This is a genomic window from Streptomyces sp. NPDC048211 (assembly GCF_043202315.1).
In the GTDB taxonomy this organism is placed as follows: Bacteria; Actinomycetota; Actinomycetes; order Streptomycetales; family Streptomycetaceae; genus Streptomyces.
On record NZ_JBIDAD010000039.1, the window covers coordinates 1 to 12,471 of the forward strand.

The window sequence follows — 12,471 nt, forward strand, 5'->3', positions numbered from 1 at the left end:
ATGCACAACCTCGCCCTCGCCGGATAGACCACCCGCCGTGCAGCAGTCCACCATGCCCGAGGTCGCTCAGAGAGCATTTACGGGACAACGCTTAGCGCGTGAACGAGACGATTGACTACCTCGCCAACAGTGAAGTCCCATCCAGTTAGGCGCTGACCGCTCCAGTTAATCCCCACTCGGAAGTCATCCTTGGCTAGATCCGGCAAATCCGAACTTTGCCAACGATCAAGCGGCGTTGAAACAACGCGAAATTTCGGACCCCAAATCTTGGCGGCGTGCTGCGCGCGGGCCTCCGACGACCAATAGGGGAAAGCTCGTTGTCCGGAACTCGAGACCGGGGCAGGACTGCCGTCGTCATCTCGAACCCACCAGACTGTACGAGTCAGGGCAACCTCACGGAAGAAGGCCGCTGCCTGAGCCCCCGGCACGCATGAAGCGCCTCACCGAGCTGACGCGGAAGCACACCAAGGCCGAACTGCTGCGCATGGCCTACGCGGGCGCCTGGTACGCCACAACTCCCCCGAGCAGTGGCGCAAGGACGAGATCGTCTCCGCCGTCGTGGACCAGGAGCTCAGGGCCGCCGCCCGGCCGGAGCCGACCGGCCTCCCGCCCCGCCCCAGGCCTGTCGTCCCGGCAAAGCGCCCGCCGGTACGGCACCTATGACGAGTGCGACAAGACGGTGCACGAGGGCGGCGCCCGCACCTGCCACCTGATCGAGCAGTACGGACCGCCTTCCGAACGGGACGACTACTGAGACGTCCTCCGGCCGCTCCCCCACCGGACCCCGGGCCTGTCGAGGCCCGGGGTCGCGTGCTGTGGCTCGGTCGGCGGCATTGCTTTGCGCGGTCCAACGGGTGAGCTGTTGGCGATAGTCGGCGTTGAGCCGGCCAGTCTGGATGTCCCCGTCAGGGGTCAGGACGTGAGGCTGGTGTGCTCCCATGTCGGCCAGATCGGCGACGAGGACGTAGGCCGCGGCCACGGCCTCCCGCTTGTCGGTGACGATGGCACCAAGTTCCACCGTGGTCCGGGCCGGGCTTTCCGGGAACGGCGCAACGGTGCCCTCCCTCGGGTAGGCCTCCTCTGACTCGACCAGGCGCAGCGGACAGCGCCATGTCACTGACCGCTCCGGTCTCCGCCGCCCAGGCTGCCGCAGCCTGAACCAGAACCACGAGATCGAGTTCAAGCTGACGGTGATACAGCCGCTTGGGGCCGTCGTCGTTGTAGTGATCGCTCTGAAAGTTGAGGGGCAGTGCCGCGTAGAAGCTGCCGTCCTGGTGGAGCTGGCCGGTTGTCTTGCCCTCGAAACGGGCCTGGCGGCGTCCGACCAGCACGGTGCCTTCCGGCATCGCGCTGATGGTCACTCCTTCACAGGCGAGCGTGCGAAGGCTGCGTCTCGGTCCGCCCGTGTACTCAGGGGGTAGGTGCCCCGGGCGGCCGGGGCCTCAGAGGGGCTGAGTCTTAGCTGACTCCGGCGGACGCACTCGGCGCAACGAGGGCCTGTTGCTCTTCAAGCACAAGCTTCGAAGCCTGGTCGGTCCTGTCTGACAAATGATCACCCGTGGGCTCAGAATGCCGGATGCTTGTTGACGGAGGGTGGCTGCCGTCACGGGGCATCACCTCTCCCCCGTGGCGAACCATGAAGACGAGGAGTGTCAGCGGTGTTGGAGACTTACCTGTCCTGGTACCGCGAGGGCCGGATGGACGAGTCCGAGTTTCGCTCGGTCACCGACCACTTGGCCCAGTCCGGGCTGACCGTCGAGCACCCGATGCTGGGCTGCGGGATGCTGTTGGACGTCGTAGGGGAACAGGTGAAGCTTCCTGTCGGGCGCATTCTGGAGCTTGTTGGCCTGTCGGTCGGGCCGCTCTGCATACAGCTCTGGCTGTCGGCAGACGTGAACGTGGTGTGCGATGTCAGGTACGTGGCGCCGGACACCCAGGTCCTCACCTTCGTGCTCGGCGGATTGACCGAGAACGAGCGTGAGCAGGCCACCGATGCGGTCCAGAGGCTGATCCAACAGGAGTTGCACAGAACTGTCGCGCTACTCGTCGATCTGGGCGGCGAAACAGCGGACGAGGACGATGACGCGCTGGTTCTGTATGGCCGACTACCGATGGGCCCGCGCCCGGACCGAGTGCAGTTCCGGACGGACCGGCTCAGCATCATCCCAGCTGTTCTTGCTGGAGCAGAGGTGACGGATCTCGGCAACGGGCTGAGTACAGTCCGCTGGTAAAGATCACCGGGCAGGTTCGCGGAGCCAGAGAACGAGCGCTGCGAGGTGGGGACCCAGCCCGCACCACTTCGGCTTCGCCCACCACCAGGGCGTGGAGACCAAGGCGCACCAAGAACTCGTCCTTTCCCTCGTGGACGCCTCCGAAGCGACAAAGCCGCTGTACGAGGTCACCCGCCGGCGATGTCGACCTCTTCTTCGAGTGCGCGCTACGGGCCTGCTCTCGCGGCAGCAGACGGCCGCTGCACAAGAAGGACCGGCCGCGCTACCCGGTGCAGCGCCTGTGCGCCGTATGGACCGTGCGAATGCTGCGCTGGACTCCTCGCCGGACGTGCGGCAGCGCCTCGCAACCTTCACCACCAGGAGCAGCAGGACGTCCGCGGCCGAGCAGCACGAGGGCTGCACCAGGCCGGGGTCATCGAGGGTGACCAGCGGCGAGTAGCTGCTCGATCCGCATGTCGGCAGGAGCGGCAACGCTGAACCCAGGGCACCGATCCATCTTGATGGGAGTCCGGCGAGATCCAGGCCGCTGTTCGATGCTTGGCTGCAGCGCGGTCCTGGGATCGGCCGCAGGTTCGGGCTGAGGCGGTTCGGCCGAACCGTGGGCGTCAGCCGCCTCCGCCTCCGCCGCTGGTGTTGTCCGGACCAAGGTCGTACTCCCGGCTCCGGTTCGCGCCGGATCCCCAATGCTCGTAGCAGACGAGCCCCACCCCGATCAGCAAGACAATCCCCGTAGCTATCAGCGATATCCATGCGCCAGCATCCATGTTTGCGGATGTACCCACCGCAGTCAGTGCGAAGCCTCACCCGGGCCGCAGGCCGTAGGGCTCGCATGCGGCCGCAATGAGCATCGCAAGCGGCCCGCTCATCTACTTCGGGATGGCCTGGAACGATGCGGGATCGGACGTTCGCGCCGGACACCGCTGCGTTGGCCGCCTCGATCAGTTTCGGCGCGCTCCAGCGCAGTGTCGTCCCGGCCGCCGAGGTGTCGGAGACGACGTCCAGGCAGCCGGTGTCCGCGTCGAACGCCACCGCGCGCACGCGTCCGGCGAGCTCGGGCACGGCTGCGGCAAGGATGGTGCCGAACCGGGCGAGGACGCTTCCGCCTGCGGCGGGGCGACCATGCCGCGCTCGACCACCGAAGCCGGCTGGCCGCTCTGAATAGTGCACACGACGGTGGCCTACCTCGCGGGACGGTGTGCCGGCCGCCGGCACCGTCCCGCCGCGGGACGCCAGTGGCCGACGCCCCGGCCCGGCCAGGCGCCGGCCCCACCCGCCTCCTTCTGCAGCCCATTCCGCTTGCCGCACGGTGCGTCAGACCTGACAACAGAGTGTCACAACACTGCCGGAGCCGTTGACAAATCTTTAACCTGACAGAAATCTGTCTCCAAGTAACTGCAAAAGCTTGACTAGTTCACTCAAAAATCCATCATCACTGTTTCTGGGTGCGGACTCGCCCCTCCCCTGGGCTCCACCTGTTCCACACGCGACCACGGTCTCCCCCACCTGAGGCCGCCGGCCGTCCGGGTCCGTCCGGCCGGGCGAAACGTCCCGCTCTACTCCCCACCACTCACCGAACAGAGGACAGCATGAGACGGAAGTCATCCGTCCGACGACTGGTCACAGGGCTGCTCGCGGCCTGTCTGATCCCCCTCGGACTCGTCCCCGCCACGGCGCACGCGGCCGCACCCCGGGCCGTGGCCGCCGGACCCAACCTCGCCCTGGGCCGCCCGGCCACCGCCAGCGGTGCCAACGGCGAGTACGGAGCGGGCAACGTCACCGACGGGAACCAGGCCAGTTACTGGGAGGGCCCCGCCGGCTCCTTCCCGCAGTGGATCCGTGTCGATCTCGGCGCCACGACGTCCGTCGAGGAGGTGACCCTCAAACTCCCCACGACGTGGGAGGCGCGCGACGAGACGCTCACCGTGCAGGGCAGCACCGACGGCGGCACCTGGAGCACCCTTTCCGGCTCCGCCAAGCGCACCTTCACCCCCGCGGCCGCCGGCGCCGTGACCCTCGGCTTCAGCGCTACTGACGTCCGCTACGTCCGCGTACAGGTCGCCGCCAACAGCGGCTGGCAGGCCGCGCAGCTCTCGGAGCTGGAGGTCCGCGGTGCGGGCGGCGGAAGCGATCCGGGTGACCCCGGAACCCCGCCCACCGGCACCAACCTCGCCAAGGGCAAGCCCGTCGAGGCCAACGGTTACGTCCACACCTTCATACCGGCCAACGCCAACGACGGGAATGTGAACACGTACTGGGAGTCCGCAGGACTGCCGGGGCAGCTCACCGTGAAGCTCGGCGCCGACGCGGACCTCTCCGCCGTCGTCGTCAAGCTCAACCCCGACTCCGCGTGGGGCGCACGGACGCAGGCGATCGAGGTGAGCGGGCGCGGCCAGAGCGCCTCCGGCTTCACCACGCTCAAGGCGCGTGCGAACTACGACTTCAGCCCGGCGGGGAACAAGAACACCGTGACCATCCCGGTCTCCGGCCGCGCCGCCGACCTCCGGCTCGCGATCAGCGCCAACTCCGGCGCGCCCGGCGGGCAGATCGCCGAGGTCGAGGTCGTCGGAACTGCCGCGCCCAACCCCGATCTCACGCTCACCGACCTGAGCTGGACGCCCACCTCCCCGTCCGAGAAGGACGCGGTGAGCGTCAAGGCGACCGTCCGTAACGCCGGCACGGCCGCCTCCCCGGCCACCACCGTCGCCGTCAGTCTGAACGGCACGGTCGCGGGCACCTCCGCCGTCGGCGCGCTGGCCGCCGGCGCCTCGGCGACCGTCACGGTGAACACCGGCACGCACCCGCAGGGCTCCTACGCGGTCTCCGCCGTCGTGGACCCGGGCAACACCGTCGTCGAGCAGGACGACAGCAACAACAGCCGGGCGGGCGCCGCGCCGCTCGTCGTCGCGCAGAGCCCCGGCCCCGACCTCCTGGTCACCGGCATCGCCACCAACCCGGACAGTCCGGCGAGCGGGGCGAGCGTCAGCTTCACCGTCACCGTGAAGAACCGCGGCACGAGCGCCGTCACGGCCGGCACCGTCACCCGGCTGACGGCCGGGACGACCACGCTCAACGGCACCACCCCGGCCGTCGCGGCGGGTGCCTCCGTCCAGGTACCGATCTCCGGCACGTGGACGGCGACCGACGGCGGCGCGACGCTCACCGCGAGCGCCGACGCGACGAACACCGTCGCCGAGACCGACGAGAACAACAACACCTTCGCCCGCTCGATCGTGGTGGGCCGGGGCGCCGCGGTGCCGTACACCGAGTACGAGGCCGAGAACGGCACGTACACCGGCAAGCTCCTCACCACCGACGCCAAGCGCACCTTCGGCCACACCAACTTCGCCACGGAGTCCAGCGGGCGCAAGTCGGTGCGGCTCGACAACACCGGTGAGTACGTCGAGTTCACCTCCACCAATCCGACGAACTCGATCGTGGTACGCAACTCCATTCCGGACGCGGCCTCGGGCGGCGGGCAGGCCGCGACGCTCAGCCTCTACGCCGACGGAAAGTTCGTCCGCAAGCTCGACCTCTCATCGAAGCACTCGTGGCTCTACGGCTCCACCGACGACCCCGAGGGCCTGACCAACACCCCCGGCGGGGACGCGCGTCGGCTCTTCGACGAGTCGAACGCACTGCTCGCCCAGACCTATCCGGTGGGCACCAAGTTCCGGCTGCAGCGCGACGCCGGGGACTCCGCGGCCTTCTACATCGTGGACCTGGTCGACCTGGAGCAGGTCGCCCCGGCGAAGGCGAAGCCCTCCGAGTGCACCTCGATCACCGAGTACGGTGCCGTCCCCAATGACGGCATCGACGACACCGACGCCCTCCAGCGCGCCGTCATGGCGGACCAGGCGGGGCAGATCTCCTGCGTCTGGATCCCGGCCGGGCAGTGGCGCCAGGAGCAGAAGATCCTCACCCCCGACCCGCAGCACCGCGGCCAGTACAACCAGGTCGGCATCAAGAACGTGAAGATCGTGGGCGCCGGCATGTGGTACTCACAGCTCTACACCCTCACCCAGCCGCAGGACGCCGGGGGCATCAACCACCCGCACGAGGGCAACTTCGGCTTCGACATCGACGACAACACGCAGATCTCCGACCTCGCCATCTTCGGCTCCGGACGGATCCGCGGCGGCGACGGCAACGCGGAGGGCGGTGTCGGCATCAACGGGCGCCTGGGTAAGAACACCAAAATCTCCAACGTGTGGATCGAGCACGCCAACGTCGGTGTCTGGGTCGGCCGCGACTACTCCAACATCCCCGAGCTGTGGGGGCCGGGCGACGGCCTGGAGTTCAGCGGGATGCGGATCCGCGACACGTACGCGGACGGCATCAACTTCACCAACGGCACCCATAACTCGACCGTCTACAACTCGTCCTTCCGCAACACCGGCGACGACTCGCTCGCCGTCTGGTCGAGCAAGTACGTCAAGGACACCTCGGTCGACGTCGGCTCCAACAACCACTTCCGCAACAACACGATCCAACTGCCCTGGCGGGCCAACGGGATCGCGGTCTACGGCGGCTTCGGGAACACCATCGAGAACAACGTCGTCTCCGACACGATGAACTACCCGGGCATCATGCTCGCCACCGACCACGACCCGATCCCCTTCAGCGGCCAGACGCTGATCTCGGGCAACACGCTGAACCGGACCGGCGGGGCGTTCTGGAACGAGGACCAGGAGTTCGGCGCCATCACGCTCTTCGCGCAGGCGACGAGCATCCCCGGCGTCACCATCCGGGACACCGACATCCTCGACTCGACGTACGACGGCATCCAGTTCAAGACGGGTGGCGGCCAGTACACCGGGACGAAGATCTCCAACGTGCGCATCGACCAGTCGAACAACGGCTCGGGCATCCTCGCGATGAGCGGTGCCCGCGGCGACGCGACTCTCTCCGACGTGACGATCTCGAACTCGCGCGACGGCGACCTGCTCGTCGAGCCGGGCTCGCAGTTCACCTTCACGGGCAGTCCCACGAAGGGGGCCGCCGAGCGCTGACCCGACGCCCGACCACGGCCCTGCTCGCGCCCCCTCGACGGAAGCGAGCAGGGCCTTGCCCGCGAGCGCGCGAGCCACGCCGCGGAGGAGCCCGCTCGCGAGGATGAGTACGGTGCCCACTGCCGTCTCCGGGCGCGGCGGGTCCTGCGGGATGCCGAGGCAGGTGGTGAGGTCCAGGACGCGGCGCACGCCCCGCGGGCGGGCCAGAGCCAGGACGAGGGCGAAGAGCGCCCAGGGGCCGAGGGTGGGCGCGGGATCGGCCGGGGCGAAGAAGAGCGTTGCCGCCTGCCACAGCGCGCACCCGGCCGTGGGCCGTACCCCCTGCCGGGCCGCTCAGGCCGATCGCTCATCACGTCGTTGTGCACGCGCTCTCGCTTGGCCGCGCGGCTCCACCCATGTCGCCGGGACAGGGCCGGAGGGCGCCGACAAGAGCGGGTACGCGGGGAGAAGGACCGACAGCCGCAACAGCCGTCGGCGCGGCACGGCGGAGTGGCGGGGCTTCAGTGCGGCGAGTCCTGACGCGTCCGCTGCTTCGTCGAGCGACTCGCCTTCCCCACCCTGCCCCTCTCGTCGGCTCTGCTCCTCAGACTTCGGTGGACGCCATACCCGCCTGCCGTCGTGAGCGCTTCCTGGCAGGCGGTGTACGGCGTGTTCCGGAGCTCCCCCACCAGTTGCCCGTGCAGGCGGGTGCCGGCTGCACGGGCACGTCCAGCTCCGCCCTGCGCCTCAGGGTCCATGCGCTCGCCTGTCCGCGGGATGGGTCAGTGGTGTCGGGCACCGCTGCTGAGGGTATTCAGGAGCGCCTGTGCCATGACCTCCTCGCCCTTCGCGTTCGGGTGGGCCGGAGCGGCGGGCGCCCCTGGCCTCAGCGGCTCGATCCACCGGTCGGCGGGGGCCTTGCACATGTCGTGTCCTACCGTGGGCCCGTACGTGTCCACGTACTCGGCCCGGTTGAGCAGCGCCACCGCGCGCAGCATCAGGTTGAGGCGCTTCTCCGTGTCCCGCAGGTACGGGAAGTCCTTCGCGGCGAAGGGGACGTTGGGGTAGCAGCCGGTGCCGTCGTCGGGAAGGAGGTCCGGGTAGCCGACGACGATCACACGCGCGAGGGGGGCCTTGTTGTGCACCTCCCGCAGTACGCGGGCGACCTTGGGTGCTGTCTGGAGGATCTTCAGCGTCAACTGGTCGTAGCCCGGGGCCCTGTAGTACTGCTGACAGGGGTTTCCGGTGAGGTCCTTGGCGCTGAGGCCGGCGCAGGTGCCGATGATCGAGCCGAAGCCGACGTCGTTGCCGCCGATCTGCAGGGTCACGAGGTCCGTTTCGCCTCTCACCGCGTCCAGTTGGGGACCGTTGGTGCCCTGCGCCTGCCACATCTCGGCGGTCGTCGCACCTCCGCAGCTCACGTCGGTGAACGAGATGACGTGGCGCTCGCGCGCGGTGATCGACGGGTAGTTGTGGTCGGATCGGGCGCAGTTGGCGTCGACCTGCGTGGGTATCACAGGGCCGGACGTGTAGGAGTCGCCCAGCGCCACGTAGGAGGAGCGGGGTGTTCCGTGTGCATCCTGCGGCGCGGCCGAGGCCGTGTCGGTGAGGCCGACGGTGAGCGCCCAGCTGCTCAGCGCGGCCAGCGTGATGGCGGTGCCTCGCTTGAATGCGGCCCCGCCCGGACGCGTCCGATGCATCATCATGCCCTCCTCAGAAGTTCCTACGGTCCGCGGACTCGCGGAGGCGACCAGGGCGCACGAGACGTCAGAAGGCACCCGGTCGCTCGGCGGCTCGTGCCCAACGGACCCAACCTCGCCTGTATACCCGCCAGTAGGCCGTGAGACCAGTGAGGGGACGAACTCCGCTGCGGAGTGGTGCTCTCACCTCCCGCTGATGTATCAGGCGTCCTACTCGCGTGGCCGGGTCATCCATGCCGCGCGCTGTCGCGGACATCTTTCTCCAGCGGCTCTCCGCAAAGGAGCCGCACCCACAGCAGATCGCGATCAGGCGGCGGGCCGGTAGCGGTAGTGCGCGGGCGTCCTGATGCTGCCGGCCGACGTGCCGAGGCCACCTGCCGCGACACCACCCGCAAGGACGCCGCACGCGGGCGGCGGCTGGCCTCGTGGCTGTTCCGCTAGGGAAAAACGGGCCGCACTCGTCACCAACAGAGGTTTCCCCGGGTGGTGTCGCATTGCGCGATGCGGCCCCGGCGTAGGGGTGCCAGTGAGAGCGCTGTCACGGTGACAGCGTTCGTACCGGCATGCTGACCGAGCGCCAGGGCCTTCGTCTCCCCGCTCCCGCCGAACACCGGAAGGCTCTCGTCCCGGCTGGACTGCCCGAAGCGATCGCCGAGCTGCTGGTCGACATCGGCTTCGTCATCTCCCGTGGCCCGCTCGCCGACACCTCCGACGACCTCAGTCCCCTCACGGCCGCCCCACACGCCCATGCCCGAAACCATCACCCACGCGCTCACGGCATGCTGAGCACCCACCGGGTGATGGGCCGGGCCCGTCACCCGGTGGGTGGTCACGTCGCCCGACCACACCCGAAGGGGGCCGCGGCATCATCGCCGGGGTCCCGAGCACGAGAAGTCCGGCGGGCCGGCTCGGCGGGTCGCGGTCGCGGGGTCCGCGGCCGGAGCGATCTGATCGGGCGGCACCCCTTTGTACGGTGCTCCGGCGGCAGCGCTCGGAAACGTGGCCGAACACAGGCCTTCGGTAGCGGCGTGGCAACCCCACGGCCCCGGGTGGAGTGCGAACCAGCCGAGGGTCATCTCGGCTCCTTCGCCTGGAGCTACAGCGGTATCGACGGTCACGGTTCCTGGGACGACGTCAAGGACAAGCTCAAGGCCTGGCGCAGCGCACCGGACCGTCGGCGGATCGCTTCCGCTTCATCAGCGATGCCGAAGCCTTCGGCCGTGGCACGGGCCTGGCTGGACCTGCTGTGGGAGTTCGGCGCCGGCTGACCATCACCCTGGGCACGGGAGTGGGCTCGGCCTTCCTTGACGGGGGGCCGGTGCGCAGGGGTTCCGACGTGCCGCCGGAAGGCGAGCTCCTTCCGGTCCCGCATCGACGGCAGCCCGCTGGAGGGCGTCAACTGATCGCCGTCGGAGGAAGCATGGTCGCTGCCTGGGACCTGACGCGCCCTCGCTGATGAGCTCCCTGGCGTCCGTGTGCCCGGTACACAGCACGCTGGACTCCGAGCGTCTGTCCCGCATCGGTGCGGCTTCGATCTGGTGGAACGAGCGCGAAGACCGGTAACGGGTGCCGGCGGTCAGGTGGATGCGGCTTTAACAGCCGGGGAACCCGAGCATCGCACGCCGGGCGTCCGTGTCCCGGCATGTCTGTCGAGGAGCTCCTCAGCTGTCGGGCACGAGAAAGAGCTCGTCGTCGTAGCACCATGCCCATGTTTCGCCCTCTTCCAGCGACCGGGCCACGGGGTGCTGCGATCGCTCGGCATGCTCCGCCGCGTGCTTTCCGGGCGAACTGTCGCAACAGCCGACATGGCCGCAGGTGAGGCAGGCGCGCAGGTGTACCCAGCCGATGCCCTTGGCAAGACAGCTCGCGCATCCGGATGTGGACGGGGGCACATCCGGCGCTTCCTCGCCCAGGTGAGAGCACGTACGGCCTTCCGGGCGGCCGGCATCAAACGCCACCTTCCATCTGGTCACGTCCGCTTCACTCCCCACAGTCCGTCCTCCGGAGCACCGCAGGCGCGGAATGCTCACCGTCAACCATGCCACGCGTCACCCTGCGCTCGGCGCGTGGTGTAAGGCCCCGCACCCGGCTGAGAGTGCCGCCTCCGTGGCGTTTCACGGCACGAGCCCCCGCCCCCTGTTGATCGTCCGGTCTTCGCAGCGCCGACCGCTCACTGAAGCACGGATGCGTTTCGTACGCGGTCAGTTGAACCGGAGGGACGCCGGCAGACCACGCCAGCGCCTCACGACTGGTGCTCCTCGGCGAGGAGGGGCACGACCGCCGGACGGGATCTCTGGCTCGACGGCCCACGACAAGACATCGTGCCGACCATGCCCAGGGGCGCCGCCCTTGACTACGTTCGCTCCCCCGGCCGCACACCCTGTCCCGGCCGGACGAGCAAGCCCGGCCGGGGAATGACCGCTGATCCGAAAGCGTCACCTACTTGGGAGGCATCAGCACACTGTCAATCAGGTAGACCGTGGCATTGGCTGTGTGCACATTTCCACACACGATCTTCGCAGTCCCGTTGACCTTGTAGGTCGTACCGGATCCAGACGTGGTGAGCTTGCTGCCCTCGAGGGTCTTGAACGAGCCCTTGGACAGCTTACTCTGAGTGACCTTCTCCCCCACAACGTGGTACGTGAGGATCTTGGTGAGTTGGTCCTTGTTGGCCAGCACCTTGGCCAGATCCGCCTTGGGGATCTTCTTGAATGCCTCGTTGGTCGGCGCGAAGACGGTGATGTCCTTCGCGTTGTTGAGGGTGTCAACCAACCCGGCCTTCTTCACTGCCGTCACGAGAGTGGCCAGAGCCGGATTGTGCGAAGCAGCTGTGGCGACCGGATCGTCGGCCATGCCGCTCAGGCTGCCTGAGCCCGTCTTCGGCAGCGTCGAACAAGCGGTCCCGAAGGGCTTGACGTCGTCGGCTTGGGCGGACGTCGACATCAACCCCAAAGACACCGGAAGTGCCAGTGCGGCCGCTGCGGCGGCGGCGATGCCTCGCGTCATGTGGTGCGTGGTCATGACTGTTCCTCCTCGCAGTGAGGCGAGTAGCCCCTCCGGCGGGGGCACCCGTCAGCGTTCGAGATGACCTTTCAGCCGGGCCACCTCCTCCACGTCGAAAAGTTCGCTCACGGGTGATTCGGAGCGGTCAGTGGAACCGATTGGTAGGAATGAGAAGAAATTACTCTTTTCGATACCCGTTCGGGGACGCTTGTTGGCGCGATCACGTCCCAGTGATGGCGAGGGGGCAAGAGCGAGCTGACTCCGACGAGCGGCAGATATGCCTGGCACCGGCCGCCGTCCGTCCGGCCGACAAGCGCGCGAACGTGCACTCGTGGCTTCCAACTTGCTGTGAAGTGCCTCGTCATTCCGCTCAATCGGAGGCGTGAAGGTAAATGACTCCAGGATCGCGACCATCATCCTGAGGCGGCTTCGGATCATTGCGGCGGGGGGGGGGGGGGGGGGGCGGGGGGGGGGCCCCCCCCGCCCCCCCCCCCACCACAAGGGGGCCGAAGAAAGGGGGGGCCCGGGGGGCCGACCCCCGGGGCGGGC

The 12,471-nt window shown here is 68.4% G+C and carries 10 protein-coding genes; 5 read left to right on the plus strand and 5 right to left on the minus strand.

Translation table 11 applies throughout. From position 1 onward, the window contains the following. Nucleotides 1-77: 77 nt before the first annotated feature. Nucleotides 78-428: a DUF2750 domain-containing protein gene (locus ACGFZA_RS42050; RefSeq protein WP_393686351.1), complete on the minus strand. Its 351-nt coding sequence runs from the start codon at nucleotides 426-428 to the stop codon at nucleotides 78-80. A 2-nt stretch (nucleotides 429-430) separates the two neighbouring features. Here ACGFZA_RS42050 and ACGFZA_RS42055 point away from each other — a divergent pair, with 2 nt between their 5' ends. The 4 genes from ACGFZA_RS42055 (at nucleotide 431) to ACGFZA_RS42070 (ending at nucleotide 7,240) form a co-directional block, all read left to right on the plus strand. Continuing rightward, the gene (locus tag ACGFZA_RS42055) at nucleotides 431-754 is read left to right on the plus strand and encodes a hypothetical protein (protein WP_393686353.1); all 324 of its coding nucleotides are present in this window, start codon (nucleotides 431-433) and stop codon (nucleotides 752-754) included. A 904-nt stretch (nucleotides 755-1,658) separates the two neighbouring features. Beyond that, nucleotides 1,659-2,231 (plus strand): hypothetical protein, encoded by a 573-nt coding sequence (locus ACGFZA_RS42060; RefSeq protein ID WP_393686355.1) that lies wholly within the window; start codon nucleotides 1,659-1,661, stop codon nucleotides 2,229-2,231. Nucleotides 2,232-3,071: 840 nt separating this feature from the next. After that, entirely contained in the window at nucleotides 3,072-3,389 is a 318-nt protein-coding gene (locus ACGFZA_RS42065; protein ID WP_393686357.1) for a hypothetical protein, read from the plus strand. A 428-nt stretch (nucleotides 3,390-3,817) separates the two neighbouring features. Beyond that, complete coding sequence (locus ACGFZA_RS42070; protein WP_393686359.1) at nucleotides 3,818-7,240, plus strand: CARDB domain-containing protein; 3,423 nt, start codon at nucleotides 3,818-3,820, stop codon at nucleotides 7,238-7,240. Nucleotides 7,241-8,001: 761 nt separating this feature from the next. On the opposite strand, the gene ACGFZA_RS42075 is transcribed toward ACGFZA_RS42070, so the two are convergent. Both ACGFZA_RS42075 and ACGFZA_RS42080 read right to left on the minus strand, forming a co-directional pair. Next, entirely contained in the window at nucleotides 8,002-8,922 is a 921-nt protein-coding gene (locus ACGFZA_RS42075) for an SGNH/GDSL hydrolase family protein (protein WP_393686367.1), read from the minus strand. A 458-nt stretch (nucleotides 8,923-9,380) separates the two neighbouring features. Further along, nucleotides 9,381-9,668, minus strand: a complete 288-nt coding sequence (locus tag ACGFZA_RS42080) for a hypothetical protein (protein ID WP_393686361.1) — start codon at nucleotides 9,666-9,668, stop codon at nucleotides 9,381-9,383. A gap of 279 nt (nucleotides 9,669-9,947) precedes the next feature. Between ACGFZA_RS42080 and ACGFZA_RS42085 the strand changes: the two genes are divergently transcribed. Then, nucleotides 9,948-10,187 carry a hypothetical protein gene (locus ACGFZA_RS42085; protein WP_393686363.1) on the plus strand — a complete coding sequence of 80 codons (240 nt, stop codon included), beginning with the start codon at nucleotides 9,948-9,950 and terminating at the stop codon, nucleotides 10,185-10,187. Between the two features lie 393 nt (nucleotides 10,188-10,580). Here ACGFZA_RS42085 and ACGFZA_RS42090 read toward each other — a convergent pair whose 3' ends face one another. Further along, nucleotides 10,581-10,892: a UBP-type zinc finger domain-containing protein gene (locus ACGFZA_RS42090; protein ID WP_385281311.1), complete on the minus strand. Its 312-nt coding sequence runs from the start codon at nucleotides 10,890-10,892 to the stop codon at nucleotides 10,581-10,583. Nucleotides 10,893-11,358: 466 nt separating this feature from the next. After that, entirely contained in the window at nucleotides 11,359-11,940 is a 582-nt protein-coding gene (locus ACGFZA_RS42095; protein WP_393686365.1) for a fasciclin domain-containing protein, read from the minus strand. Nucleotides 11,941-12,471 lie beyond the last annotated feature (531 nt).